This is a genomic window from Rhodococcus sp. MTM3W5.2 (genome assembly GCF_001984015.1).
GTDB classification, from domain to species: Bacteria; Actinomycetota; Actinomycetes; order Mycobacteriales; family Mycobacteriaceae; genus Rhodococcus_G; species Rhodococcus_G oryzae.
Map to the genome: position 1 here is coordinate 932591 of NZ_CP019572.1, position 26285 is coordinate 958875.

General features: G+C 70.3%; 27 protein-coding genes and 1 pseudogene. 14 read left to right on the forward strand and 14 right to left on the reverse strand.

Features of this window, described 5'->3' with window-relative positions:
* Positions 1 to 15 precede the first annotated feature (15 nt).
* A complete protein-coding gene (locus tag BTZ20_RS04440; protein ID WP_077040526.1) occupies positions 16 to 1188 on the reverse strand; it encodes a methyltransferase in 1173 nt (390 codons plus the stop codon).
* Between the two features lie 265 nt (positions 1189 to 1453).
* Between BTZ20_RS04440 and BTZ20_RS04445 the strand changes: the two genes are divergently transcribed.
* The gene (locus BTZ20_RS04445) at positions 1454 to 2053 is read left to right on the forward strand and encodes a hypothetical protein (protein WP_077040527.1); all 600 of its coding nucleotides are present in this window, start codon (positions 1454 to 1456) and stop codon (positions 2051 to 2053) included.
* On the opposite strand, the gene BTZ20_RS04450 is transcribed toward BTZ20_RS04445, so the two are convergent.
* The 3 genes from BTZ20_RS04450 to BTZ20_RS04460 form a co-directional block, all read right to left on the reverse strand.
* Positions 2050 to 2865 (reverse strand): exodeoxyribonuclease III, encoded by an 816-nt coding sequence (locus BTZ20_RS04450; RefSeq protein ID WP_077040528.1) that lies wholly within the window; start codon positions 2863 to 2865, stop codon positions 2050 to 2052. The genes BTZ20_RS04445 and BTZ20_RS04450 overlap by 4 nt on opposite strands.
* Positions 2866 to 2943: 78 nt before the next feature.
* The gene (locus tag BTZ20_RS04455; protein ID WP_077040529.1) at positions 2944 to 3903 is read right to left on the reverse strand and encodes a GNAT family N-acetyltransferase; all 960 of its coding nucleotides are present in this window, start codon (positions 3901 to 3903) and stop codon (positions 2944 to 2946) included.
* The gene (locus BTZ20_RS04460) at positions 3896 to 4486 is read right to left on the reverse strand and encodes a peptide deformylase (protein ID WP_077040530.1); all 591 of its coding nucleotides are present in this window, start codon (positions 4484 to 4486) and stop codon (positions 3896 to 3898) included. The genes BTZ20_RS04455 and BTZ20_RS04460 overlap by 8 nt, the downstream gene beginning before the upstream one ends.
* Positions 4487 to 4700: 214 nt before the next feature.
* Here BTZ20_RS04460 and BTZ20_RS04465 point away from each other — a divergent pair, with 214 nt between their 5' ends.
* The 6 genes from BTZ20_RS04465 (at position 4701) to BTZ20_RS27090 (ending at position 10389) form a co-directional block, all read left to right on the forward strand.
* Positions 4701 to 5027: a DUF3263 domain-containing protein gene (locus BTZ20_RS04465; RefSeq protein WP_027501275.1), complete on the forward strand. Its 327-nt coding sequence runs from the start codon at positions 4701 to 4703 to the stop codon at positions 5025 to 5027.
* 38 nt (positions 5028 to 5065) lie between these two features.
* Positions 5066 to 5635 (forward strand): LytR C-terminal domain-containing protein, encoded by a 570-nt coding sequence (locus BTZ20_RS04470; protein ID WP_077040531.1) that lies wholly within the window; start codon positions 5066 to 5068, stop codon positions 5633 to 5635.
* An 80-nt stretch (positions 5636 to 5715) separates the two neighbouring features.
* The gene (gene sodC, locus BTZ20_RS04475; protein WP_077040532.1) at positions 5716 to 6456 is read left to right on the forward strand and encodes a superoxide dismutase[Cu-Zn]; all 741 of its coding nucleotides are present in this window, start codon (positions 5716 to 5718) and stop codon (positions 6454 to 6456) included.
* 112 nt (positions 6457 to 6568) lie between these two features.
* A complete protein-coding gene (locus BTZ20_RS04480; protein ID WP_077040533.1) occupies positions 6569 to 7693 on the forward strand; it encodes a glutamate--cysteine ligase in 1125 nt (374 codons plus the stop codon).
* A 77-nt stretch (positions 7694 to 7770) separates the two neighbouring features.
* Positions 7771 to 9057, forward strand: a complete 1287-nt coding sequence (locus BTZ20_RS04485; RefSeq protein ID WP_411269139.1) for a DUF5933 domain-containing protein — start codon at positions 7771 to 7773, stop codon at positions 9055 to 9057.
* A 183-nt stretch (positions 9058 to 9240) separates the two neighbouring features.
* Positions 9241 to 10389: a hypothetical protein gene (locus tag BTZ20_RS27090; protein ID WP_189636590.1), complete on the forward strand. Its 1149-nt coding sequence runs from the start codon at positions 9241 to 9243 to the stop codon at positions 10387 to 10389.
* Between the two features lie 73 nt (positions 10390 to 10462).
* On the opposite strand, the gene BTZ20_RS04495 is transcribed toward BTZ20_RS27090, so the two are convergent.
* Positions 10463 to 11455 (reverse strand): ABC transporter substrate-binding protein, encoded by a 993-nt coding sequence (locus tag BTZ20_RS04495; RefSeq protein WP_077040536.1) that lies wholly within the window; start codon positions 11453 to 11455, stop codon positions 10463 to 10465.
* Positions 11456 to 11594: 139 nt separating this feature from the next.
* On the opposite strand from BTZ20_RS04495, the gene BTZ20_RS04500 reads away from it, so the two are divergent.
* On the forward strand, positions 11595 to 11906 hold the full coding sequence (locus BTZ20_RS04500; protein ID WP_077040537.1) for a DUF6191 domain-containing protein: 312 nt from the start codon (positions 11595 to 11597) through the stop codon (positions 11904 to 11906).
* Between the two features lies 1 nt (position 11907).
* Here BTZ20_RS04500 and mnhG read toward each other — a convergent pair whose 3' ends face one another.
* The 6 genes from mnhG to BTZ20_RS04530 are packed head-to-tail and all read right to left on the reverse strand — an operon-like array spanning position 11908 to position 18121.
* On the reverse strand, positions 11908 to 12249 hold the full coding sequence (gene mnhG / locus BTZ20_RS04505; protein ID WP_077040538.1) for a monovalent cation/H(+) antiporter subunit G: 342 nt from the start codon (positions 12247 to 12249) through the stop codon (positions 11908 to 11910).
* The gene (locus tag BTZ20_RS04510) at positions 12246 to 12506 is read right to left on the reverse strand and encodes a monovalent cation/H+ antiporter complex subunit F (protein WP_027501268.1); all 261 of its coding nucleotides are present in this window, start codon (positions 12504 to 12506) and stop codon (positions 12246 to 12248) included. Before BTZ20_RS04510 ends, mnhG begins: the two co-directional genes overlap by 4 nt.
* A complete protein-coding gene (locus BTZ20_RS04515; protein ID WP_077040539.1) occupies positions 12503 to 13090 on the reverse strand; it encodes a Na+/H+ antiporter subunit E in 588 nt (195 codons plus the stop codon). Before BTZ20_RS04515 ends, BTZ20_RS04510 begins: the two co-directional genes overlap by 4 nt.
* Positions 13087 to 14715, reverse strand: coding sequence for a Na+/H+ antiporter subunit D (locus tag BTZ20_RS04520; RefSeq protein ID WP_077040540.1), 1629 nt, complete (start codon positions 14713 to 14715; stop codon positions 13087 to 13089). Before BTZ20_RS04520 ends, BTZ20_RS04515 begins: the two co-directional genes overlap by 4 nt.
* The gene (locus tag BTZ20_RS04525; protein ID WP_077040541.1) at positions 14712 to 15296 is read right to left on the reverse strand and encodes a Na(+)/H(+) antiporter subunit C; all 585 of its coding nucleotides are present in this window, start codon (positions 15294 to 15296) and stop codon (positions 14712 to 14714) included. The genes BTZ20_RS04520 and BTZ20_RS04525 overlap by 4 nt, the downstream gene beginning before the upstream one ends.
* Positions 15293 to 18121 (reverse strand): Na+/H+ antiporter subunit A, encoded by a 2829-nt coding sequence (locus BTZ20_RS04530; protein ID WP_077040542.1) that lies wholly within the window; start codon positions 18119 to 18121, stop codon positions 15293 to 15295. Before BTZ20_RS04530 ends, BTZ20_RS04525 begins: the two co-directional genes overlap by 4 nt.
* Positions 18122 to 18309: 188 nt before the next feature.
* Here BTZ20_RS04530 and BTZ20_RS04535 point away from each other — a divergent pair, with 188 nt between their 5' ends.
* From BTZ20_RS04535 to BTZ20_RS04555, 6 genes and pseudogenes are all read left to right on the forward strand, one after another.
* Positions 18310 to 18717 (forward strand): NUDIX hydrolase, encoded by a 408-nt coding sequence (locus BTZ20_RS04535; protein ID WP_027501263.1) that lies wholly within the window; start codon positions 18310 to 18312, stop codon positions 18715 to 18717.
* Between the two features lie 3 nt (positions 18718 to 18720).
* The gene (locus BTZ20_RS04540; RefSeq protein ID WP_077040543.1) at positions 18721 to 19311 is read left to right on the forward strand and encodes a hypothetical protein; all 591 of its coding nucleotides are present in this window, start codon (positions 18721 to 18723) and stop codon (positions 19309 to 19311) included.
* Positions 19312 to 19495: 184 nt separating this feature from the next.
* Positions 19496 to 19668 (forward strand): annotated as a pseudogene (locus BTZ20_RS27690) (alcohol dehydrogenase); the annotation flags it as partial.
* Positions 19669 to 19869: 201 nt separating this feature from the next.
* A complete protein-coding gene (locus tag BTZ20_RS04545; protein WP_145982209.1) occupies positions 19870 to 20142 on the forward strand; it encodes a hypothetical protein in 273 nt (90 codons plus the stop codon).
* A gap of 215 nt (positions 20143 to 20357) precedes the next feature.
* Positions 20358 to 21977, forward strand: a complete 1620-nt coding sequence (locus BTZ20_RS04550) for a GMC oxidoreductase (protein ID WP_077040545.1) — start codon at positions 20358 to 20360, stop codon at positions 21975 to 21977.
* 67 nt (positions 21978 to 22044) lie between these two features.
* Positions 22045 to 22869: an O-methyltransferase gene (locus BTZ20_RS04555; RefSeq protein WP_083742522.1), complete on the forward strand. Its 825-nt coding sequence runs from the start codon at positions 22045 to 22047 to the stop codon at positions 22867 to 22869.
* A gap of 23 nt (positions 22870 to 22892) precedes the next feature.
* Here BTZ20_RS04555 and BTZ20_RS04560 read toward each other — a convergent pair whose 3' ends face one another.
* The 3 genes from BTZ20_RS04560 to BTZ20_RS04570 all read right to left on the reverse strand — a co-directional run bounded on the left by BTZ20_RS04560 (position 22893) and on the right by BTZ20_RS04570 (position 26190).
* Positions 22893 to 23678, reverse strand: coding sequence for a patatin-like phospholipase family protein (locus BTZ20_RS04560; protein WP_077040546.1), 786 nt, complete (start codon positions 23676 to 23678; stop codon positions 22893 to 22895).
* 85 nt (positions 23679 to 23763) lie between these two features.
* The gene (locus BTZ20_RS04565; RefSeq protein ID WP_262982542.1) at positions 23764 to 24531 is read right to left on the reverse strand and encodes an SDR family NAD(P)-dependent oxidoreductase; all 768 of its coding nucleotides are present in this window, start codon (positions 24529 to 24531) and stop codon (positions 23764 to 23766) included.
* Positions 24532 to 24693: 162 nt separating this feature from the next.
* Complete coding sequence (locus tag BTZ20_RS04570; RefSeq protein ID WP_077040547.1) at positions 24694 to 26190, reverse strand: MFS transporter; 1497 nt, start codon at positions 26188 to 26190, stop codon at positions 24694 to 24696.
* Positions 26191 to 26285: the final 95 nt, after the last annotated feature.

Sequence of the window (26285 nt, forward strand, 5' to 3'; positions counted from 1 at the left end):
TCGCCGGTCCGCGCGTCAGTGCGCGCGGACCGCGAGTCGCCAGAGTGAGACGACCTCGGCAGCGCGGACGGCGGCCAGAGGGTCGCGTCCGTCCGTTCCGCGTCCCTCCGGGCGGGCGCCGCTCGCGCGCGGGTGCCTCGGCCGGGTGTCGGTGCGGCCCAGCACCGTCAGGCCCGCCTGCTCGAACTGGTCCGTCAGCTGTGCTCGTGTGCGCAGGCCGAGGCGCTCGGCCAGGTCGGAGAGCACCAGCCAGCCCTCGCCGCCGGGGTTGAGATGATCCGGCAGGCCCCGGATGAACTCGGCGAGCATGTGCCCCTTGCGGTCGAACACGCCCAGCTCGATCGAGGACGTCGGGGCGGCGGGCACCCACGGCGGGTTGCACACCACGAGGTCTGCCGTGCCGGCCGGGTACACGTCGGTGCGGACCAGCTCCACCCGGTCGGCGAGGCCGAGCCGCTGCAGATTGTCGGTCGCGCAGGCCACCGCGCGGGGTTCGATGTCCGTGGCCACCACCCGTTCGACGCCCCGACGTGCCAGCACGGCCGCCAGCACGCCGGTCCCGGTGCCGAGATCGAATGCCGTTCCTGCGGTGGGCAACTGCGCCTCCGCGACCAGGTCGACGTACTCGTTCCTGGTGGGAGCGAACACGCCGTAGTGCGGGTGGATCCGTGCCCCGAGGGCGGGGACCAGCACGCCGCGCCGCCGCCACTCGTGCGCGCCGACCGCCCCGAGCAGTTCCTGCAGGGAGGCCACGCTCGGCTCGGCCGCCTCGCCGTACGCCTCCCGGCACGCGTCCCTGATGTCGGGAGCGCGGCGGAGGTCGATGCCGAAGTCCGTGCCGAGTTCGATCAGGATCATGCTCAGGATGCGGGTGCGGTGCGCCCTGGCCTGCCGATGCCGGTGAAAGGTCACGGCGAGGTCGGGATCGGGCTTGACCTGCTGCCGGTCGAGCCGGCGCTTGAGCGCGTCGAGCAGTTGCCTGGCGCCGAGGAAGTCGCCGCGCCAGAGGATCGCGGTGCCCTCGGACGCGAGCCGCATCGCATCGTCGGCGCGGAGTTCGTCGCCGAAGGTCTCGACCTTCTTCGGCGGCTTGACGCTGCTGTTGGACCGCCACGGCGCCGCATGGCGTTCGCCGGCCTCGAACCATTCGACCTCGGTGCGGTGTGGCTGATCGCGCGGGGTCTCCACGGCGGACTCCTAGCGAATGGGGGCGGCGCGACGCCTGCGAAGCACGCCCGGACCGGGCGGACACGGTGGATGAATCGTAGACCGGGCGGGGGAGCGTCCGAAATTTGAGAGCACTGCTCTTGTTTTCTCCGGCATGGTGGTGAACACTGCTCATAAGAGAGAGCGCTGCTCTCGTAATTGAGGAGGCAAGCATGATCGACACGGCACAGCGGGTGGGTACCGATCGCGCACGGGTCGCGGCGGCGGCGTTGTTCGGTGTGGCGGGGTGCTGTTCCTGCTCTACCCCGCGGTCCGGCCCTACTCGGACTACCTGAACCAGACCACCATGGACGGCGCGCGGGCCTACGCGTCCGGTGCGTGGGTCGCGGCGCACTTCTTCGGGATGATCGGGTTCCTGCTGCTCGGCCTCGCCGTGCAGGCGCTGCGGGAGATCCTCCGCGGCACCGACGGGGACCGTGCCGGCATCGCCGCGACCGTGCTGACCTGGGTCGGGGTCGGCCTGACCCTGCCCTACTACGGCGCCGAGGACTTCGGCCTGCACGCGATCGGCGGGCGCGCGGTCGCGGACGGGACGCCCGAGTTGCTCGACCTGGTCGACGGCGTTCGCGGCGGCGGCACCCAGATGGCCATGTTCACTATCGGGCTGCTGTTGGTCGCCGCGGGCGCGGTCACCGCGGCGGTGGGGATCTGGCGGTCCGGGGCGCTGGCCCGATGGAGCGGGGTCCCGCTCGCGGTCGGGTTCGCCCTGTTCATCCCGCAGTTCTTCGGCAGCCCGTGGATGCGCGTCGCGCACGGGGTGCTCGTGGCGGCGGGCGCGCTGTGGCTGGCCGCCGAACTGCTGCGCGCTCGCCGCGTCTCCGGCTAGTCCAGCTCGACCACGACCGGGGCGTGGTCGCTGGCGCCCTTGCCCTTGCGCTCCTCGCGGTCGATGGACGCGCCGGAGACCCGTTCGGCCAGCGCCGGGGAGCCGAGCACGAAGTCGATCCGCATGCCCTGACGCTTCGGGAACCGGAGCTGCGTGTAGTCCCAGTACGTGTAGACGCCGGGGCCGGGGGTGAACGGGCGGGCGACGTCGGCGAAGCCCGCGTCCTGGAAGGCGTCGAAGGCGTCGCGTTCCGGCTGCGAGGTGTGCGTCTTGCCCTCGAACAGCGCCGGGTCCCAGACGTCCTCGTCGGTCGGTGCCACGTTCCAGTCGCCGACCAGCGCGATCTGGGCGCTGGGGTCCTGCGCCAACCACTTCGCGGCGTCGTCGCGCAGGGTGGCCAGCCAGTCCAGCTTGTACGCGTAGTGCGGGTCGCTGAGCTCGCGCCCGTTCGGCACGTACAGGCTCCACACCCGGACCCCGCCGCAGGTGGCGCCGATGGCCCTGGCCTCGACGACCGGGGTCGCGATGTCGAGAGTGTCCGCCGCGGGTTTGGCGAAGCCCGGCTGTCCCTCGAAGCCGACCTGCACGTCCTCGAGCCCGACGCGGGAGACGATCGCGACGCCGTTCCACTGGCTCAGTCCGACGTGGGCCACCTCGTAGCCGAGCTCGGTGAACCGTTCCGTCGGGAACTGGTCGTCACGGCACTTGGTTTCCTGGATCGCCAGCACGTCGGTGTCGGTGCGCACCAGCCAGTCCACGACCCGGTCGGTGCGGGCCCGGACCGAGTTCACATTCCACGTCGCCAATCGCATTCGAGGCAGCCTAGTGCGACGGCGACGGCGCCCCCCGGTGGGTCCGGAGGGCGCCGTCGTTCGTGGACACTCGTGCGGCTACCAGGCGGTGCCGGGTGCCGCCGCGTAGCGGTACCGGTGATGGTCGAGCATCCCCATCGTGCGGTACAGGGCGATCGCCGCCTCGTTGTCCGCCACCACCTGGATGTACGCGTGCGTCGCGCCCCGGTCGCGGCCCCAGCGGATCATCTCCGCGCAGATCAGCATCCCGAGCCCGCGCCTGCGGTGGGCGGGCGCCACCTCCACCGCGCTCAGTCCGACCCAGCGTCGGCCGTCGGGCGCCTCGGTCACGGCGGCCCGCGCGATGGCGAGCAGTTCGGTGCTCGGGCTGCCGAGCCGGCCGAAGCCGAGCTCGCCGTCGCGGACCGACCCGAGCACCTCCGGGGCACAGTCCGGCAGCTTTGCCCCGTTGTGGTCGTACAGCGGCAGCCACTGATCGTCCGGTTCGCCGGACACCGTCACCAGCGAATCGCCGTCGGGCAGCGTGAGGTTCGCGATCTCCGCGGCCATCACCAGCACCTCGTCCGAGGTCTCCCAGTCAGCGGGGGCGTTGCCGAGGCGGTCCGGCAGCAACAATCGCAGCGGCTGATCGCGGTCGGCGTACCACTTCTGCAGGCGCTCGAGGGTGTCGCCGCTGTAGAGGTCGCCGATCCGGTCGGCCTTCCCGAGGGGAGACGCCGAGTTGGCGCGGCCGGTGAACCCGCCGCCGGATCGGGCCAGCCAGCCATTGATCCAGCTCTGCTCGAGGCCGGGCCAGCCATCGGCGGCGGCCAGCTCGAGCGCGCGGATCTCGCGGCTCAGGATCGGTCGGGCACCGATCGACTTGAGCGCGACGACCTTGTCGGGGACGACCTGCACCACTCGTCCGTCAGGGGCGCGGACCACGACGGCCGGTGTGAGCGACACCAACTCCCCGATGATGTCGGTCAGGGGCTGCGGGTAGCCGGGCGGCAATTCGTATCGCAACACCACCCGGCTACCGAGCACGATGTCAGTCATCGTGGCCGAAGGGATCCTCGACCGTGCCCGGCACCCAGCTCTTGCCCGGGACGCCCCAACCGGAGCGCTTGATGATCTTTTTCGCGGCCCTGGCGTTGCGGCCGATCAGCACGTCGACGTAGAGGAACCCGTCGAGGTGTCCGACCTCGTGCTGGAGCATCCGGGCGAAGAACCCCGTGCCCTCGATCTCCACGGGCGAACCGTCGGCCTCGGTGCCGGTCACCTTGGCCCAGTCGGCGCGGCCGGTCGGGAACTGCTCGCCGGGAACGGAGAGGCAGCCCTCCTCGTCGTCGTCGGGGTCCGGCATGGTCTCGGGGATCTCCGAGGTCTCGAGCACCGGGTTGACCACGGCGCCGCGACGGCGGATCGAGTTCCCGTCGCCGTCGACGTCGGGGCAGTCGTAGACGAACAGTCGCATCGGGACGCCGACCTGATTCGCCGCCAGGCCGACGCCGTTCGCGACGTCCATCGTCTCGTACATGTCAGCGATCAGCTCGGCGATTTCCGCCGGCGATTCGGTGACGGGCCGCGTGGGCTCATGGAGCACCGGATCGCCCACGATCCGGATCGGAAGTATTGCCATTTGAGCAAGGATAGTGGGGCGCCCGTACGCGACGCGCCAGCACCGCAACCAGGCCGCGCCCGTGCGGATCATGGTTGAATAATCCCCGGAAGAACAGATATGTAATTCGTTGCCCGGTAATCGTGAAGCCAGCCGGGTCGTCGGGGAACTTTGGTTTCGATGCATCACGCGAGAGCAGTGGCGTTGGGCGAGAGCTCGAAGTTGAGGGAGTGAGATGGACGGGGCAGCGGCGCGTAACCGGAATTCCGAGCAGACCGACCCGCAAGACGCGAACGCGATCGGCGAGGACGGACTGACCCGCCGCGACCACGACATCCTGTCCTTCGAGCGCCAATGGTGGAAGTACGCGGGCGCCAAGGAAGAGGCCATCAAGGAACTCTTCGACATGTCCGCCACCCGCTATTACCAGGTGCTGAACGCGCTGGTCGACCGCCCCGAGGCCCTCGCAGCCGACCCGATGTTGGTCAAGCGATTGCGCCGGCTGAGGGCGAGTAGGCAGAAGGCGCGCGCCGCACGTCGCCTCGGATTCGACATCACCTAGGTGTCGGCGGACGCGGCGCGGGATCTAAGGTCATTCGAGTGAGCACTCCTGAGCAGCCACCGAGCGGACCGCCGCTGCGTGCGTTCGCGATGGTCCTGATTGCGCTCGCGATCGCCTTTGCCGGCATCGGCGCCATGGCGCTCTCCGGAAACGATTCCGAGTCGGAGCAGCCCGAGACCACCTCGAGCGTGGCGCGGGTGGCGGGCAACGGGGCCGCGTCGGTCACCTCCGCCAAGCCGCCTGCCGCGGTCACCTCGGCCAGGCCGCCCGCAGCGATCACGTCGACAACGGCTGCCGCCGCCACCACGACCGCGCCGGTGCTGGACAAATCGGCGGTGTCGGTCCGGGTGCTCAACAACAGTACGGTCAGCGGCCTGGCCGCGCAGACCGCCAGGACCATCGAGTCCGATGGCTGGACCGTCGGCGAGACCGGCAACTACAGCGACGGCTCCGTGAGCTCGACCACCGTGTACTACTCGGCTTCGTCGCCTGCGGAGAAGGCGGCCGCGACGGAGATCGCCGCGACGCTCGGGGTGTCCGCCGAGCCGCGGTTCCCCGGCATCACGAGCGCGTCGCCCGGCGTCATCGTGATCGTCACCGCGCCCTAGGTGGACGCACCAGCGGACGACCGTTCCGCGCGCCTGTCTATGATCAGTTCACTTCCAGCCCATCTAGAAGGAGCGGTTTGATGGCCCTGCTTACCCGACGCGACTCGCACCTCGGCGGTGCCGAGAATGCACGCCGTTCCGCCCGCGTGTCCTGGCGCGTCGTCGCCCCGATGGTCGCGATCGCGGCCGTTGGCCTCACCGCGTGCTCCAACGGCCAGGAGCCGAGCGACGTCCCCGGCACCACCCCTCCGGTGTGGACGGGAGCGTCCGCGCCGGGCCACGGCGCGGCAGAGGGTGGCCACGGATCGGCCGCCGAAGAGGGCGCGATCGCCGTCGAACTCAAGGACGCGAAGGGTGCCGAGGTGGGTACCGTCCACTTCACCGAGGGTGACGGGTTCGTCCAGGTCTCGGTCGAGGCCGAGCACCTCACCCCCGGCTTCCACGGACTGCACATCCACGAGGTCGCCAAGTGCGAGGCGAACTCGGTGGCGCCGTCCGGCGGCGCGCCCGGCGACTTCCTTTCCGCCGGTGGACATTTCCAGGCGGAGGGTCACACCGGACATCCCGCGAGCGGCGACCTGACCTCGCTGCAGGTGCGCGAGGACGGCACCGCGGAGCTGGTCACCACCACCGACACCGTGACCCTCGAGGACCTGCGCAACCACGGCAAGGGCACCGCGATCGTCGTGCACGCCGGTGCGGACAACTTCGCCAACATCCCGACGCGGTACACCCTCCCGGAGAACGCTCCGGTGCCGGACCAGGCCACGCTGGCCACCGGTGATGCCGGCGGCCGCGTCGCCTGCGGCGTCATCGAGTAGACACTGATCGCCCCGGACGACCCCTCACCGCCACGGTGGGGGTCGTTCTGGTGTTCGCCGGTGCAGGTCCCGGTGGCGGCGGCAGCCGGATCGCTGTGGTTGGATTCGCAGTGTGGGAGTCCACTTTGCCGGTTCGCCCCGGCCGACAATCGGCGTCGAGTGGGAGATCGCCCTGGTCGACAAGGCCACCCGCGATCTCTCGAACACCGCGGGACAGATCTTCGACGCGGCGCACTCCCTCGCGGGAGGTGAGTCTCCTCGCCTGCACAAGGAGCTGCTCCGCAACACCGTCGAGCTGGTCACCGGGATCTGCGACACCGTCGGCGAGGCGATCGACGACCTGAGCGAGACCCTGCACCTGGTGCGCCGGGTCGCCGACCCGATCGGCGTCGACCTGTTCTGTGCGGGCACCCATCCGTTCGCGGAATGGTCCACCCAGCAGCTGACCCGCAGCCCGCACTACGACGAGATGATCGAGCGCACCCAGTGGTGGGGACGCCAGATGCTGATCTGGGGTGTGCACGTGCACGTCGGGATCTCCTCGGCCGATCGGGTCTTCCCGATCCTCAACGCGTTGCTCGTGAAGTACCCTCATCTGCTTGCGCTTTCGGCCTCGTCGCCGATGTGGACCGGCGTGGACACGGGGTACGCCAGCAACCGGGCGTTGATGTTTCAGCAACTGCCGACGGCGGGTCTTCCGTTCCAGTTCGAAACCTGGTCGCAGTTCGAGGGATTCGCCCACGACCAGATCAAGACCGGCGTCATCGACAAGCTCGGTGGGCTGCACTGGGACATCCGGCCGGCACCGCAGTGGGGGACCATCGAGGTGCGCGTCTGCGACGGCATCTCCACCAGGACCGAGCTGGGCGCGATCGTCGCCCTCATCCACTGCCTGGTGGTGTACTTCGACCGCAAGCTCGACGCGGGCGAGGAACTGCCGGGCATGCCGCCGTGGCACGTGCAGGAGAACAAGTGGCGGGCCGCGCGGTACGGGCTCGACGCGGAGATCATCCTCGACGCCGACAGCAACGAGCGGCTGGTCACCGACGACCTGGACGATCTGCTGGAGCAGCTGATGCCGGTCGCGAGGACTCTCGGTTGCGCCGACGAACTGGCGCGGGTGGCCGACATCCCCCGGCGCGGCGCGTCCTACCTCCGTCAGCGCGACGTCGCCGCGGCCTCCGGCGGTGACCTGACCCTCGTCGTCGACTCCCTGGTGAACGAGCTCGACACGTAAGGCCGCGTTCATGCTCCGTTTACTATGTACCGGTGCTGATCAACGACTCACCGGTCTCCGGGACCGGTCGGCTCTCGTTGCGGTCGCACACCATCCTCATCTCGGCGGGCGTGGTCCTGGTCGCGGCCCTGGTCGCCCTGCAACTGGTCGCGATGCGCTACGGGTTCGAGGGACCGCTGCACAGCCTGGCCAAGGATTTCGTCGGTACCCCCAAGTCGATGTCGCTGCCGTGGGCGGGATTCGCGCTCGCGCTGGTGGGGCTCACGAACCCGCAGCGGATCCGCGCGCTCGCCGCCGCGGTCGTCCTCGACCTGCTGTTCGCGGCGGGTCGGTTGCTGTTCGACGGGCCCGTCGCCATCGGGAACGGCCCCACCCTCGTGCTGACCGGGATCGGGCTCTACGCGGCGGTGGCCTGGACCGGCGAACAGCGTCGTAGCGCGCTGCGCGGCGTCGGGCTCGGCGCGCTGCTGATCCTGGCCACCAAGGTCGGCGACGTCTGGCTGCAGATCACCGTGCTGACCCGCCCGCTGGTGCTCGACGAATACGTGCAGCTCGCCGACCGGGCGCTGGGCAATCCGTCCTGGGTGATGGGCGGCGTGGTCGATGCGCTCGGCAGCGTGGGCTACGAGGTGCTGCACTGGGTGTACATCGAGCTGCCGGTCGCGGCGATCGTCGTCGCCCTGTATCAGCTCCGCAACGGCTGGCCGTCGCACTACCTGGTGCGCACCTTCCTGCTCATCGGGCTGATCGGTCCGCTGTTCTACCTGCTCTTCCCCGTGGTCGGCCCGGACTTCGCGTTCGGCACCGCGGGTGCGGGCTCCCAGCTCGGCAACTACTGGCCCGCCGTGGTGCCGAACGTCGTCGACCCGGCGGCGATCCCGTTCGACAGCCCGGCGCCGCGCAACTGCATGCCCAGCCTGCACACCGCCTGGGCACTGGCGATCTTCATCCACTCGAGGGGCGGCCCGCGGTGGCTGCGCTGGGGCGGCGCCTTCTGGCTGGTGTGCACGCTGATGGCCACCCTCGGGTTCGGCTACCACTACGGCGTCGACCTGGTCGCAGGCGTCGTGCTGTGCCTGACCCTGGAGTCCGCGCTGCGCGATCCCGAGCGGGGCTGGGGCCGGTTCCGCGTGCGGCTCGTGGTCGGCGGGGCGGTCACGTTCGCGGCGCTGCTGCTCGGCTACCGGTACCTTGCGGTCGAGATCGCGGAGTACCCGCTGTTCTTCGGCCCGCTGATCCTCGGCGTCATGGGCGCGGTGGTGCTCGGGTTCTATGCGAGCTTCTTCGCCGCACCGGGGACCGCGCTCGGTCGGTGGGGCGGACGGGTCGAGGCAGACCCGGTTCCTGCGCACGCCGCGAGCTAGCGGACGAGGCCGCTCGGTGGGCCCGAACCGCGCCGCGGGCGGGGTACGGCTGCACGCCCCGGTGTCGGTCCGCTACGGTGACCTCGATTCGACGGACTGAGTGAGGAATTCGGCGGGCCGCAACCACAGGCGTCCCTTCCGGTTACCCGCGGGCCACTGTCGACGGGAAACGGTGGAGGACGCGTGCGGGAGTCAGTGGGAGTGACGCTCGGCAAGGAGGGCGTGCGAGCGGTCCTCATCGATACCGACGTGCCCGGTCTCGGTCCGGTGGACAGCCGCTTCGAGGACCGGGCCGGAGACGATGTCGGGCAGGCGGTCTGGGCCACCGAACAGATGGTGGACCGGGCCAGGCGGATCGGACTGAACCCGACAGCGGTGGGGATCGTCGCCGCCGACCCGGCGGCGGCGGACGCGATCAAGGCGAAGCTGGGCAGCGACGGCGTGCCCGCCGTCACGGTGGTCGGTGCGGCCGAGGCCCGGCTGGCCTTCCTGCGCTCGATACCCGAGTTGGCAGGCGCCCGTACCGCTCTCGTCCTGGCCGAGTGGCCGGGCGAGGTGCTCGCCCACGCGGTCGACCTGCGGTCCGGTGTGGCGCAGGCAGGCGGCCAGCGGGTGACAGCGGGGACGTTCAGCGAGGTGTCGTTCACCACCGCGCTGCTGGAGGACATGCGGTCGGATGCCCCGCGCGGCAAGGTCGCCGTCGTCGTGCTCGGAATCCGGCCGTCCGAGACGAGCGTGATCCGTTCCGCGGCCGGTGCGCTCGGCCTGGCAGCCGTTGTCCCGTATGCCGGCCGGTGGCATCTGGCGACCGGCGCCGCGATCAGCGCTGCGGAAGTCCAGACGTCCGTGCCCGCCGCGTTCGCGGCGACGGCGCCGGGGGAGGCGAAGGCGCTTCCCAAGGGGAAGGTGCTCGCCGGTGCGGCCGCGGTCGTCGCGGTCCTGCTAGCGGGTCTCACGGCCGTACTGGTGTCGCCTGCGCCGACATCGACGCAGGGACCGGTCGCGCCGGCCACACCCGAGCAGAACGATGTCTCCGAGTTGAAGTCTCCCGCCCTCCCCGGCGACCCGTGCGCGCGTGCAGGCGCACCCGGACCCACCACCCAGCCGGCAGCCTGGCGCGCGGGCGGGCTCAGCTATTCGGTGCGTTTGGTCAGCGACCCCGACCCGTCACAGCCCGACCCGGCCGACCTGCCCGCGCCCCACAAGCCGCGGGCGTCGGCCACGCCGGGTGCGCCGGGTGCGCCGGGTGCGCCGGGTGCGCCGGGAGTATCAGGTGCGCCGCGAACTCCTGGTGCGCCGGGGACCTCGCCCACCGACCCGTGTGGCCGCTGACCCGGGCTTGATCCGCACCGGATCTGGTGCCAGCCCACCGACTGGGGACGTGTGGTCGAGGTGATGTGAAACCTCAGCCGACCGCGGGGACGACGGTCGCCGGATCGTCATCGGTGGCGGCCGACAGCGCGGGGGTGGCGGCGTCGAGCAGGTACGGCTGGCTCAGCGGGCTGGCGAAACCGAGCGCCGCGGTGGCGTCGGTGCCGAACTCGCCGAGATACACGGTGCGATCCTCCTTCACGACCGGCAGCTGTGAGAACACCGGATCGGATGCGAGCTTCTCCTTGGTCGCGCCGAGAACGATCAGCGTCCGCTGGTCCAGCAGGTCCAGTCGTTCGGGGCTCACCGTGCCGGTTTCGGCGGGAGCGGTGAATCCGAGAGTGGTGAAGAACGCCGCGCGCGGATCCTCGGGTTCGAGGATGTAGAAGCCGTTGTCGAGCACCATCGCGACCGCGGCGGTGCGTCCGGCGAACTGCGGATTCGCGGCGGTGGCCGCGCCGAAGGCAGCGCGGACCTGGTCGCGCACCTTCTCGGCCTCGCCCTGCTTTCCGAGTGCCTTTCCGATGGCGTCGAGCTGGTCCTCCCACGACGCCGCCCGGCCGTCGGCGGGGCCACGTACGTCGCCGACGGTGGGCGCGAGCCCGGAGAGCGTGTCGTAGTCGTCCTGGGTGAACACGGCGTAGGTGCCGAGCAGGACGTCGGGGTCGGCCTCCGCGACCTTCTCGACGTCCAATTCCATGCCGCCGACCTCGGGGATGTCGGTCGCGTATCCCTGTGCCCACGGCCGCTGCTTGTAGTCGTATCCGGTGAAGGCGCGGGTCGCGACGGGAGCCTCGCCGAGGGCGAGCGCGAAGTCGAGGTCGTTGAACCCGACGGTGACGACCCGGTCCGGCCGCGACTCGATCGTCGTCGACCCGAACTTGTGCTCCACCGTGGCGGGGAAGGCACCGTCGGGGCCGGCGGACGCGCTGTGGGTGGCGTCGTCACTGCTGCACGCGGTCAGCGACGCGACACTTGTGAGGGCCAGGGTGGAGGTGAGAACCGATGCCCAGCGGGGAAATCGCACGATTCGGGACCTTTCGGACGGCTACTTTGGTGACCCTAACCTAACAATGGGAGGGGTGTCCTCTGGACGCGGGTCGCGCCCCTGTCCTGACCTCGCGGGTCGTCGGTAGCCTGGGCGAGAGCTGGAGAAGGGGACACGGATGCACGCAGCGGTGGCGATCGCCGCCCTGGTGGCGGCCTGTGTTCTTCTGGACCAGGTCGGTTTGTGGGCCGAGCGTCGCGGGTGGATCTATTGGCGCAAGCGCAGACCGCCGGTCGACGGCGGTGCGGTCACCGGCGCGTTCGGGGAGATCCAGTCGCTGCTGTCGCCCTCGCACCGGCACGTCGTCGACGAGCAGCGGACGCAGAAGTCACTGCGGCACGACGCCTCGAGCGGCGACGGCACCCGGATGCGGATCGACCTGGGCGGCGGCACGGTCCGGCTCGACCGGCCGCGCGGCCCCGGCGACTGAGCTACTCCGGCCCGTCCCGGCGGTCGAGGTCCCCGACGATGCCGAGCCCGTCGCGGCTGCGCTGCTCGCGGTAGGCCACCCGGCCGACCGTGTGCGCGATGACCGGTGCGGTCAGCAGGGTGAACAGCCCTACCAGCACCAGCATCCAGATGTCGACGTTGCCCCGCAGCCGGATCACCGCCCCGATCAAGACCAGCACCAGGCCGATCACCTGGGGCTTGGTCGCTGCGTGCATGCGGGAGAGGGTGTCCGGGAAGCGCACGATCCCGATGGCCGCGGTCATGGCGAGCAGCGCGCCCAGCAGGATGAGAACGGCTGCGACGACCTCGAGGACGGTGCTCACTGGTCGTCACGCACCCGGAACCGTGCCACGCTCACCGAGCCGACGAAGCCGACAAGGGAGAGCGCGACGATGGCGGGCACAAGCGTGGTGTCGAGGCTGTAGGCGGCCCACACCGCGAGCCCGCAGATGGCCACCGCGACCAGGGTGTCCATCGCGACCAGACGGTCCAGCGTGGACGGCCCGTCGAGCAGTCGGTACGAGGTCATCACGGCGGCCACCGACAGCATCACCCCGGCGATCACGAGCACTGTCGTCACGGCAGATCCTTTCGGTCGGTGGGCTTGAGCGCGGAGGGGTCGAAGACGGGGTTGTCCACGTGCCACGGCGAGGGCTTCCACTCCTCGTCGCGCTCGAACGAGGCGATGAACAGCCGCTCCAGCTGACGCACGGTCCGGTAGAACTGGTCGACGGCCTTGTCGGTGCCCACGTCGAGCACGTGCACGTACACCATCCGCTTGACCTGATCCACCTCCAGCACCATGGTGCCGGGGATCAGGTTGAGCACGTCGATGCACAGGGTCAGCACCAGGTCGGACTTGATGGCCAACCGGGCGCGCAGCACGCCGGTCACCGGGGGCGGACCGGGCCGCACCGCCAGCCAGGCCACCTGCGCGCTCGACTGCGCCGCGTACACGATGCAGAGCCCGACCAGCTTGGCGATCGACCACAGGTGGATCCGGCCCTCGACCGGTACCCGCGGCAGCGGGAGCAGCACCATGATCAGCACCCCGACAGCAAGGCCGCCGAGGACGTTCGCGACGCTGATGTTGCCCCACAGCAGGATCCACACCGTGGTCAGCCACACCAGGACCCCGGCGCGGAGCACCCCTTCCCGGTTCATCGCGTACCCCCCGTCGCGGCGGCCTGCTCGGCGTACCCGGGTCCGAGGACGGCGTCGATGTAGATCGAGCGGTCCCGCAGATCCGCGGCCGCGCGGTCGGTGATCGCGATGAACTGGCCGGCGAACACGGTCAGGGCCAGGCCGACCACGACCACGCCGATCGTGGGGATCAGCATCAGCGCGGGCATCCGGCCGACGTCGGCGCGGTCGTCGAAGGCGATGTCCTCCTCGGACTCGTCGATCAGGGCGGACGGGCTGACGTCGGCGAGGTCGCCCTCGGGGGCGTCGGCGCGCGAGCGCCAGAACGCCTTCGTCCACACCCGGGCCACCACGTACAGGGTGAGCAGGCTCGTGACGGTGCCGCCCGCGACCAGCACCCAGGACAACGCGCTCGGGTGGGCGACGCCTGCCTGCAGCAGGGCGACCTTCCCGATGAAGCCGGAGAACGGCGGGATGCCCGCCAGGTTCAGCGCGGGCACCAGGAACACCAGTGCCAGCACCGGGCTGGCCGCGGCCAGCCCGCCGAGCCGGCGCAGCGAGGACGACCCGGCCTGCCGCTCGATCAGGCCCACCACCAGGAACAGTGCGGTCTGCACGATGATGTGGTGCGCGACGTAGTAGATGGCGCCGGACAGGCCCTGCTGGGTGGACAGCGCGATGCCGAACACCATGTAGCCGATGTGGCTGACCAGGGTGAACGAGAGCAGCCGTTTGATGTCGGTCTGCGCGATGGCGCCGAAGATGCCGACCAGCATGGTGAGCAGGCCGCAGATCATCAGCACGTTGTCGAGCTCGCCCTGCGGGAACAGCAGGGTGTGCGCCCTGATGATCGCGTACACGCCGACCTTGGTGAGCAGGCCCGCGAACACGGCCGTGACAGGGGCGGGAGCGGTCGGGTACGAGTCCGGCAGCCAGGTCGAGAGCGGGAACACCGCGGCCTTGATGCCGAACGCGACCAGCAGCACGCCGAAGACCGCGGTCCTGGTGCCGACCGGGATGCCGTCGAGCCGGGTGGCCATCTGGGCCAGGTTGAGGGTGCCGGTGGCGGCGTAGGCGAGGGCGATGCCGACCAGGAAGATCAGCGAGGACACCATCGAGACCATCACGTAGGAGACGCCCGCGCGCACCCGGTCGGCGCTCGCGCCCAGCGTCAGCAGCACGAACGACGCGGCGAGCAGCACCTCGAACCCGACGTACAGGTTGAACAGGTCGCCCGCCAGGAACGCGTTGGAGATGCCCGCGGTCAGCGCCAGGTAGGTGGGTAGGAAGATCGACACCGGCTGACGTTCGGTGCCGTCGTGGATGCCCTGCCCGACCGCGAACCCCATGACGGTGAGCAGCACGATGCTCGAGACCACCAGCATCACCGCCGACAACTGGTCCACCACCAGGGTGATGCCGATCGGCGAGTCCCAGCCGCCGACCTGCAGCGTGGCGATGCCGTCCCGGTCGGTGAGGTAGAGCAGCAGGCAGGCGACGACCAGGCCGATCACGAGCGCGGACATCGTGACCGCGCGCTGGAACCGCGGCCTGCGGCCGCCGATGAGGGTGACCGCCGCGGCGAGCATGGGCACCAGCACGGGCAGCGGGATCAGGGTGTGGATCAGGTCGGGGGACAGGGTCATTCGCGATCACCGCCAGGAACCCGGATCGGTCCGTCGCCGTCCGGGTCGAACTCGTCGAAGTCGCCCTCGCGCAGGTCCTCGTAGCACTCGAGGTCCTCGAGATTCTTGAGCTGTTCGAGCGGGATCGGATTGCCCTTGTCGTCGAAGGCGTCGCCGCCGAAGGTGGAGTCACCGGTGATCGGGTCGTCGGAGCGGTCGTGATCCGGTGCCTCGGCGGGGCTGCGGCGGCGGATCACCTTGGTGTCCTCGGGGTCGTTCTCGACAGCGTCCTTGGTGTTGATCTTGTACGACCGGTAGGCAAGCGCCATCACGAACGCCGCGATGCCCATGGTGATCACGATCGCGGTCAGGATCATCGCCTGCGCCAGCGGGTCGGCCATGGTGTCGTACACCGCGTTGGTCCGCCCGACGATGGGAGCGCTGCCCGGGGGCCCGCCGACGGTGAGGATGAGCAGGTTCACACCGTTGCCGAACAGCAGCAGCCCCAGCAGCATCTTGGTGATGCTGCGCTCGAGCAGCAGGTACACCCCGCAGGCGATCAGCACGCCGACCACGATGAGGATGCCGAAGTTCGCGCTCATCGGGCGTTCACCTCGACCTCCGCGTCCAGACGCGCGCCGAGGCTGCGCAGCACGTCGAGCACGAGTCCGACGACGATCAGGTACACGCCGAGGTCGAAGAAGATCGCGGTCACCATCTTGATGTGGCCGAGCAGCGGCAGCGTGACCTCCAGGGTCGCGGACGAGAGCGCGGGGGCGCCGAGGAACAGCGACGCCATCGCGGTGCCCGCGGAGAACATCAGGCCGAGCCCGAGGATCTTGCCCGCGTCGATGGGGACCGCCTCGCCGAGCTCGTAGCGGCCGCCCGCCAGGTACCGAAGCACCAGTGCCAGGCCGGCGGTGAGCCCGCCCGCGAAGCCGCCGCCCGGCGCGTTGTGGCCGGAGAAGAAGAAGTAGACGGACAGCACCATCATCGTCGGGAAGATCATCCGGGTGGTGATCTCCAGGACCAGCGACCGGTGCCGGGGGTCGATCAGGTCGCCGCCGCGCAGCCAGGTGGTCTCCGAGCTCGACGCGGCTTCCTCGGCCCCCGGTGCGTCGGACACACGCGGTGCGGTGCCGAACCGTCGGGTCCGGAACACCAGCGAGGCGACGCCGGTCGCGGCGACCAGCAGCACCGAGATCTCGCCGAGGGTGTCCCAGGCGCGGATGTCGACCAGCAGCACGTTCACCACGTTCTTGCCGTTGCCGATCGTGTAGGCGGCCTCGGGCAGCTGCAGCGAGATCGGCGCGGTGTTGCGGGCGTTCATCGCGTACGCACCGAGCGCCGTGACGGTGGCGCCGACCGCAGCGCCGAGCAGGGCGCGCGGCACCTTGAAGCCGACCGACTGGCGCTCGTCGGTCTCGGCGGGCAGCTTGCGCAGCACCAGCACGAAGATCACCAGGGTCAGGGTCTCCACCAGGAACTGGGTCAGGGCCAGGTCCGGCGCGCCGTCGAGGGCGAAGATGACGCCGCAGCCGTAGCCGCCGACGCCGACCAGGATGACGCTGGCCAGGCGGTTGCGCATCACGGTCGCGGCGAGCGCGGCGGCGATCATGATCAGCCCGACCGCGAACTGGATCGGGGATTCCCACAGCCGCAGCCGGACCCCGGTGTCGGTGTTCAACACCAGCAGGATCGTCGGCAGCAGCACCAGGGTGACGAGGATCGACGCCTGCGTCAGCGGCAGCGAACCGCGCTGGGTGGTGCCGGTCAGCTTGATCGAGATGGTGTCCATCGCGCGCAGGGTTGCGTCGTACACGCGGTCGGCGTTGCCGAGCGGCGGATGCTCGAAGCGCAGCCGGCTGACCCAGCGGTGCGCGACGAACAGCACGGCGCCGCAGCCGATCACCAGCATGGTCAGGTACAGCGGCAGGCCGAAACCGTGCCACAGCGCGAGGTGGTAGTCGGCGTTCCCGTAGGCGGGCAGCGTCTGCGCGTACGGGCTGAGCAGGCGGTCCATCGCCGGAGCCGCCAGGCCTGCGGCCAGTCCGCCGACGGCGAGCAGGGCGGGGACGAACAGGAACAGCGGGCCTGCGGCGTGCATGCCCTGGACGGCCGGGCTCGGCCGCTTGAGCTGTTTGCGGCCGAAGGCGCCCCAGATGAAGCGGATGCTGTAGGTCACGGTCAGGATCGAGCCGGCGACGACCGTGGCGAGCACCAGGGTCCGCACGGGCGGGCTCAGCGCGCCGGTGGTGGCGATCGCCTCGAGGGCGCCCTCCTTGCCGACGAAGCCGAGGAACGGCGGTAGCCCCGCCATGCTGGCGGCGGCGAGGACCGCGATGACGCACAGCGCAGGGGCGCGCTTGCCCAGGTGGGCCAGCTTGCGGATGTCTCGGGTGCCGGTGGTGTGGTCGATGACGCCGACCACCATGAACAGCGCGGCCTTGAACATCGCGTGCGCGACCACCATGGTGATGCCTGCCAGCGCGGCGTTCCGGTCGCCGATCCCGACCAGGGTGATGAGGAAGCCCAGCTGGCTGACGGTGCCGAAGGCGAGGATCAGCTTCAGGTCGAAGGCCCGCAGCGACCGCCAGCCCGCGAGCAGCATCGACGCCAGCCCGAGCGTGATCACGGTGACCCGCCACGGCGCGGAGTCCGCGAACCCGGGCGCGAGCCGGGCGACGAGGTAGATGCCCGCCTTCACCATCGCCGCCGCGTGCAGGTAGGCGCTGACCGGTGTCGGGGCCGCCATCGCGCCTGGCAGCCAGAAATGCATCGGCACGATCGCGGACTTCGACAGCGCGCCGATGAGCACCAGCACAACGCCGACCCCGGCGAGCCAGCCGCCGGGCGGGTCGGCGAGCAGGTCGGAGATCAGGTAGCTGCCGCCGACCTGGCCCAGGATGAGGAAGCCGACCAGCATCGCGAGGCCGCCCGCGGTGGTCACCAGCAGCGCCTGGGTGGCGGCGCGGCGGCTCGACGCCCGCTCCGCGTAGTGCCCGACCAACAGGAACGAGAGCACCGTGGTCAGTTCCCAGAAGGTGTACAGGATGAGCATGTTGTCGCTGGTGACCAGGCCGAACATGGCGCCGGCGAACGCGACCATCTCGGCGGCGAAGATGCCGAGGCGGGGCTCGTCGTCGGTGAAGTACCGCGAGCAGTAGACCAGCACGAGGCTGCCGATCCCGAGGATCAGCGCGGACATGATCGCGGCGAGGGCGTCGAACCGCATGTCGATGTCCATCGACAGCCCGGGCGCCCACTGGATGTGCAGGCTCTGCTGGGTGCCCCAGTTCTTGATCACCCAGCCGAGGCTCGCCAGCGGCACCAGGGCCAGCGGGAGGAAAGCGTTGCGGCCCATCGCTCGCACCACAAGCGGCGCCAGGACGGCGGCGATCGCGTGGGCGAGCAGGACAGCAAGCAATGGGCACTCCGTCGTTTGTCGTGTGCGGCGGCGGGGTGTCAATACGCCCCGGAGGTATCCGGGGCTCGATGTCCGAGTTTAGTGGATGCCCGCCGTCCGAACGCAGGCGGCTTCGCCACCCGTGCGCGGTTGGCGAGTCCCTGGACTTGCTATGTGCGCACGGGCGCGTCAGCGCCTACGGTGTCCGCATGGCCGAGATCAGGACCGTCGCCCTCGCCCACATCCGGGACCGCCGCATGCTGCAGGCCCGCTCCGCAGGCAAGTCGGCCTTCTACATGGCAGGCGGCAAGATCGACCCGGGCGAAACCCCGGAAGAGGCTCTGCACAGGGAGATTCGTGAGGAGCTCGACGCGGGCGTCGTCGAGGGGACGCTCAGTACGCTGGGCGTGTTCGAGGCGGAGGCCTTCGGGCACCCGGCCGGGACCCGGCTGCACATGACGTGTTTCCTCGCGGACCTGACCGACGAGCCGACCGCGACGAGCGAGATCGCCGAGCTCCGGTACTTCACCGTCGACGAGTACGCCGCGATGCCCGAGACGGCGCCCGGTTCGCGGTTGGTGTTCGAGCGGTTGCAGGCGCTGGGCCTGGTGGACTGAGCCGTGATCTTCACCGCGGCGCACCTCGAGGGCATCAGGGCCGGCGCGGTGACGCTCGCGTTCCGGCGGTGGGACCGCGCGCGGGTGCGGGCGGGGTCGAGCCAGCGGACGGCGGTGGGGGTGATCGCGTTCGACGCGGTCGAGGAGATCATGCCCGCGGAGGTGTCGGACGCCGACGCCGAGGCGGCCGGGTTCCCGTCGGCCGAGAAGTTGCTCGCCTTCGTCGACAAGAAGGCACACGGTCCGATCCTGTACCGGATCGCGCTGCGCTACGGCGGCGCCGATCCGCGCCAGGCGCTGCGGGAGAACGCCGAGCTGTCCGGGGCCGAACTCGAGAAGCTGCGGCGGCGGCTGGCGCGGATGGACGCGAACGGGGCCTGGACCGAGGCCACCCTGCGCCTGATCGGCGAACGCCCCGCTGTGGTCTCGACCGAGCTGGCGGAGGCGATGTCGATGGAGCGGCAGCCGTTCAAGATCCGGGTGCGCCGGCTCAAGGAACTCGGGCTCACCGAGAGCCTGGAGGTCGGCTACCGGCTGAGCCCGCGGGGCAAGCGGGTGCTCGAGACCTTGTTCGCCGACGGCGCGGGCGCCTGACGATTCCCCTCCCACCCGCGGCCGGGAGGACTAGATTCCGAAGACGGACTCGCCTCGCTTGTCCCGTCGTTCCGTTCTGCGCGGTGCCGCGCTCGGCCTTGGCGCCGCGGCGTTCGGCCCGCTCGCCACCCACACCGCCGCGGCACAGGCCGCGCCGCCGGGCGGCAAGACCGCGATCGTCGTCGGCACCATCTTCGCCGGCTCCACCCCTACGACGACATCCCGCCCCTGCTGTCGATGTACAAGGTGGGCAAGCTGAACCTCGACGGCATGGTCACCAACCAGTGCCGACTCGAGGAGATCAACGACGGCTATCGAGACATGCTGGCGGGGTGCAACATTCGGCGAATCAGGCGGGCTTGGCGATTGGGGTCCACGCGGTGCCGGGCAGCGAGCTGTTCATTGTGTTTAACGAATTATTCAGTGCCGCAGCGTATATGGATTCGTGTATCAGACCGGCTTGTGGGCAGTAGGGTGACGCGCAGCGTATTCAGGATCGGCGAAAGCCGACGCTTGCGACGCGTCCCATCTGATCACCTGCTGAACGGAGCTTGATACATGCGCGGTCCAACGATCGGTCGTATCGCATCCATGGTCGTCGCGTCGGCCGTGCTCGCCGGTGGCCTCGCCGCCGGATCCGGCGTTGCGGGCGCCACCCTCGCCGAATCCACCCCGACCGCCGGTTCCCTCGGCGTCACTTCCGTGGCCGGATCCAACGCGGCGGCCGGATCCAGCGACATCGCCAACGATCTCCTTTTGGCTATCGAACTCGCGCTCAATCCGAACAGCTGTCTCCGCAATCCCAGCGGCTTCTGCTACGGAATGGGGTAGACCCGGAGCTCGATGTCGTCAACGGCGGCGGAGAGCCGAGCTGCCCGGGCAGGTTGTCTTCCAACAACACGTCTCTTCTCGGCTCGCCGAGAGCCCGGAGGCCGGCTACCGGCTGAGCCCGCGGGGCAGGCGGGTGCTCGACACCGTCTTCGCCGACGGCGCGGGCGCCTGACAATTCCCCTCCCGACCGCGGCCGGGAGGACTAGATTCCGAAGATGGACTCGCCTCGCTTGTCCCGTCGTTCCGTTCTGCGCGGTGCCGCGCTCGGCCTGGGCGCCGCGGCGTTCGGCCCGCTCGCCACCCACACCGCCGCGGCACAGGCCGCGCCGCCGGGCGGCAAGACCGCGATCGTCGTCGGCAGCGGGTTCGGCGGCGCGGTGGCCGCCCTGCGGCTGGGCATGGCGGGCATCGAGACCACGGTCCTCGAGCGCGGCAGGCGTTGGCCGATCGATCCGGCCGGCAACACGTTCGCCACGCTGGACGCGCCGGACGGCCGCGCGTCCTGGCTGCACGACCGGCCGTACATCAACCCACTGACCCAGCTGCAGCCGATCCAGCGCTACGTCGGCGTCGTCGACGAGGTCAGGGGCAACGGCATCAACTCGGTCTACGGGGCCGGCGTCGGCGGCGGGTCGCTGGTGTTCGGCACCTACACCCCGCAGCCGCGGCGGCGCGACTTCGAGCAGGTCTTCCCGCGGCAGATCGACTACGGCGAGCTGGACCGGGTGTACTACCCGCGGGCGCGGGCCTCGCTCGGCACCTCGCCGCTGCCCGCCGACCTGCTCGCCCACCCCGCCTACAAGGGCGCGCGGGCGTGGCTCGCCGACGTCGCGGACTACGGTGGCCAGCCGTCCTTCCACGACTTCTGCGTCGACTGGGACCTGGTGCGCGAAGAGTTGGCCGGGACGCGGCGCCCGTCGGTGACCGTCGGCGAGGGCCCGTACGGCATCAACTCCGGGGCGAAGAACAGCGTCGATCACAACTACCTGCCGAGGGCCGAGGCGACCGGCAACGTCACGGTGTTGCCGCTGCACGAGGTCATCGAGATCCGGGAGGTGCAGGGGCAGAACGGGTTCGAGGTCACCGTCAAGCGCATCGACGAGTACGGGGCCGTCCTCGAGCACAAGCGACTGGTCGCGGACTACCTGTTCATGGCGGCCGGCTCGTTCTACACCAGCGCGCTGCTGGTGACCGCGAAGGCGAAGGGCGCGCTGCCGAGGCTGAACGAGCACGTGGGCAAGGGCTTCGGCAACAACGGCGACTTCCTCATCTCGCGCACCCTGACGCACCGCGAGTACGGCGCCAAGCAGGCGGGCCCCGGCGTCGCGGCCCTCTACGACGACGACACACCCGACGGGACGGTCGCGATGTCGTGGCAGGCGGCGCCGTTCCCGGAGATCGCGGGCGGCAACACCAGCACCAACCTGATCCAGTTGATCACGAGCGAGCGGGGTTCCATCGACTACAACCCCGCGCTTGGCCGGGCCGAACTGAACTACCCGCACGGCGAGGCCGACAGCGATGTCGACGCCCGCGGGCGTCGGTTCGCGGGCCGGTTCCACGAACGGGCGGACGTGGCGCACGGGTACCCGGCGAACGGCATCCCGATCTACCCGCGGCTCGCCGGATTCGGCAGCGCCGCGACCTTCCACGGACTCGGCGGCATGGTGATGGGCCGGGCGTGCAACTACGAGGGCCGGGTTGCAGGCTACGACAACATGTACGTCGTCGACGGCTCGCTGATCCCCGGTTCCACGGCGCTGGTGAACCCGTCGCTGACTATCACGGCGGTCGCGGAGCGGTGCATGGATCACTTCCTGGCCGCCAACGGCTGAGGCGTGCACGGTTGCCGTGTGGCGGCGTGGGGTCGACGATTGAGCGGGGAGCGGCGAAGGGGATGAGATGACCTCGAGACCGGTGGTGGTTGCGACGTTCGCCGCCGCCTTCGTCGGTGCGGCGGTGATCGCCAACCGGCTGGCAGGCAAGCCCGTGCCGTTTCTGCGGTGGTCGGTGATCCGGTTCGCGCTCGGTGCCAGGCGCCTGCTCGGTGAGGGGCAGGTCGGTGACGGGCGGGAGGAGGCGCTGGCCGCGCACGTGCTGGCGACGGCCCGTCGCGGGGACCTCGACGACGTGATCCGCGCCATCGACGACTTCGCACACACCCGGAAGTTCCTGATGAACGTCGGCGACGAGAAGGGCGAGATCCTGGACGCGGCGGTGTGGCGCGCCCGGCCAGCGCTGCTGCTCGAGCTCGGGACGTACTGCGGGTACAGCGCGCTGCGGATGGCGCGGGTGATGCCCCCGGACGCAACGATCTGCACCGTCGAGATCAACCCGGCGAACGAGGCGATCGCCAGGCGGATCTTCGAGTACGCGGGAGTCGGCGAGCGCATCACCTCGGTGGTCGGGTCGATCGGAGACGGTGGCGAGACCGTGAAGCGACTGCGGGATGAGTACGGTATCGATACCGGCACAGTTGATTTCGTGTTCGTCGACCACCTCAAGAGCGCCTACCTGCCGGACCTGCTCCGCATCGTGGAGGAGGGCTGGCTTCATCCCGGCAGCCGGGTGGTCGCGGACAACGTCAGGTTCCCCGGTGCCCCCGACTACCTGGCCTACATGCGATCGGAGGAGGGCGGGCGGTGGCGGACCACGGAGCACCCCACCCACGTCGAGTACCAGCGGGTGCTCAGGGACCTGGTGCTCGAATCCGAGTACCAGGGGTAGCGGCGCCTGCGTGAGCGGGCTCCTCAGTCGGTGCCGCTCCACGGCCCACCGATGCGGTCGACGGCAGGCACCGCTTGCCGCAGTCCGGCCTCGAAGCACTTCTCCCAGGCCGACATGTCGTGCAGGTTGGGCCCGAAGGCGTCCAAGCTCGCCCGGTCGGGGGCGATGGCGAGAGGGGCGCCGCTGGGGTAGAGATGGCCCAGCGGCTCGATGACGACCACCGTGCCCGCGCCGGCCGCGAGGTCCGCGTCGGATCCGGCGCGGAAGGCGCCGTCCATGTAGCGGCGGCCGTTGATCGTGATGGGCGGGTAGAGGCCGGGCACCGCGTAACTGGATGCGACGGCCTGCACCAGCGACGCATCCCCGTGCCGATCCCATAGCGCGGGTTCGCCGGATGCCGTGTCGACCGCGGTGATCAGGAGGCGCTGTTCGGGCCAGTCGCGGGCGGTGATCAGGGCTGCGGTCCGGTCGAGATGGGTCTGTTCGGAGGGTACGTCGGCGGTGAGGGCCATCCGCCCGACCCGATGCAGCTTCTCGCCCTGCTCCAGAGCGGGGTCCTGGAGCGTCGCGAACACCTCGGTCAGCGTGCGAGGGTCGGCGGCGCCGTTCCCGGATCTGGTGAGGGTGGCAAGACGGGCCGGGTCCTGGCCGGTGGCGAGCAGCGCGGCGACGATCGCGCCCGCCGACGTGCCGATGATGAGGTCGGCACCGGCCAGGTCCACGCCCGCGCGCCGAAGGCCGACGGTGAGTCCGGCCAGCCACGCCGTACCGACGACGCCGCCGGGGCCGAGTACGAGTGCACGTTTCATGAGAAAGATCTTGCTACCTCAACCGCGGCTGAGGTCAAGGCGCGCGGCAGCCGATTCGCGTCGGGCCCAGTGTGTCTCGGGGTGATCAGCGTCGGGTGAGCGGCTCCACCCCGGCGAGCACGGCGCTCTCGGCGTACAGCGCCTCCTGCGCCGCGACGTCGCGGGCCCGTCGGCTGACCGGGTTCGGCCGCTGTGCGGTGAGGTATTCGCCCGAGCGGTCCCGGTATTCGGGGGAGAGCGCCAGTTCGGTGCCCAGTCGGCCGGCCCGGTCGGCGGAGATGAGGAACGGGCGGAGCGCGGCGTGCACGGGCCGCGGCAGTTCCCGGTAGATGTCGGAGTCGACGCCCCCCGGGTGCATCGCGTGGGTGCTCAGGCCGTCGGGCAGCCGCCGGGCGAGGGCGAAGTTGAACATCAGGTTGGCCAGCTTGGACTGTGCGTACGCGGGGAACGGCCGGTACTTCGAGCGGCCGCGGAACGTGTCGGGGTCGATGCGGCCGATGTTGTGGGCTACGGACGCCACGTGCACGATCCGCGCGTCGCCGGTCTGCTCGGCCGCGAGCCGCAGTTGCGGCAACAGCAGGTGGGTGAGCAGGAAGGGGCCGAGGTAGTTCGCGCCGAACTGCAGCTCGAAACCCTCGACGGTGAACTGCTGCTTGAGCGGGGAGGCACCGGCGTTGTTGATCAGCGCGTCGACGCGCTCGTGGCGCGCGGCGAGGTCCGTCGCGAATCGGTGGATGTGCTCGAACGAGCTCAGGTCGAGGGAGAGCACGTCGACCTCGGCGCCGGGGGTCCGGCGCACGATCTCGTCGCGGGCGGCCTCCGCCTTCGCCTGATTGCGGCAGGCCAGGCACACCGTGGCCCGCGGGCCGCCAGTTCGTGCGCCATCGCGAGGCCGATCCCGGAGTTGGCTCCGGTGACCACAACGGTTTTCGGCATCTGTGCTCCTTCTCGCCTGGGTGGCCACGGGCCGTGTCGGAGCGTAGCGGTCGAGCACGGCCCGTGGCGGCGATCCGGTTCAGTGCGCCATGGCCGGCTGCCCCTCGGCCGGGGCGGGCAGCAGACCGCGGGGGAGCAGGAACGCCGAGATCGCCGCGCCGACCACGAAAATCGCTGCGGCCCACCAGAAGGTCGTCGTGTAGCTCTGCACGGCGGCGAGGGCCGCGTTCTCCTGGGATGGCACCCGCCCGTTCATGAAGCTCGTAGCCGCGGTCGCGGCGACGGTGCTCAGCAGTGCGGTGCCGATCGATCCGCCGACCTGCTGCATGGTGTTCACCGTCGCGGAGGCGACCCCCGCGTCGTCTGGGTCGACGCCCGTGATGGCGCCCTGCATGCCGGGCGCGAACACCATGCCCATGCCGAGGCCGAGCAGCACCAGCCCCGGCAGGATGATCGTCACGTACGAGCTGTCGACCTCGATCTGGGCGAGCACTGCAAGCCCGACGGCGGCGACGACGAGGCCGGTGGTGATCAGCACCCGTGGCCCGACCCTCGGCAGCAGCACGGCGGTCGAGGTGGTCGCGGAGACCACCATGCCTGCGACCATCGGAAGGAAGGCGACGCCGGTGATGATCGGCGTGTACTGCAGCACCGTCTGCAGGTAGAAGGTGAGGAACAGGAACACCGCGAACATGCCGGAGCCGGTGATGAACATCGCCAGGTACGACCCGCCGCGGGTGCGGTCGAGGACGATTCGGAGCGGGAGCAGCGGGTGGGCGACGCGGGTCTCGATGACCACGAACGCCGCGAGCAGGAGGGCGCCTGCGACCAGCCAGGTGATGGTCATCGGGTCGGACCAGCCGTGGGACTCGGCGTGCGAGAACCCGTAGACGATGCCGAAGAGCGCGGCGGAAACCGTGATGGTGCCAGGGATGTCGAGCTTGGGCCGGTGCTCCGACCGGTGCGGGGCGATCATGAGGACCGCGCCGACCAGCGCCACGGCCGCGAACACGAGGTTGACGTACAGGCTCCAGCGCCACGACGTCCACTCGGTGAGGATCCCGCCGAGCAGCAGCCCGACCGCGCCGCCCGCCCCCGCGACCGCGCCGAAGACGCCGAACGCCTTGGCCCGCTCGTCCGGCTTGGTGAAGGTGGTGGCCAGCAGCGACAGCGCAGCGGGCGCGAGCAGGGCCGCGAAGACGCCCTGACCGGCGCGCGCGGCCACCAGCATCGGGAAGTTCACCGCCGCGCCGCCGAGCGCGGACATGCCCGCGAAGCCGACGAGGCCGATGACGAAGGTGTTCCTGCGTCCGAACAGGTCGCTGAGCCGGCCGCCGAGCAGTAGCAGGCTGCCGAAGGCGAGCGCGTAGGACGTGACGACCCACTGCCGGTCCGCGTCGGAGAAGCCGAGATCCTGCTGCGCGGCGGGAAGGGCGATGTTCACGATGGTCGCGTCGAGCACCACCATCAGCTGGGCCAGACCGATGACGGCCAGGATCAGCCAGCGCAGTCGGTGCTCCCGTGTCGTATCTCCTGGCCCGGTCTGCGGGCGATCGATCGTGGTCGTCGTGGTCATGAGCGAGCCTCGCCTCGTGGAGTGGTGGAGGTGGAAGTGGAGGAGTAATCTCCACTTAGGGAACGGTAGCACTAAGCGGAGGAGTTGTCTCCACT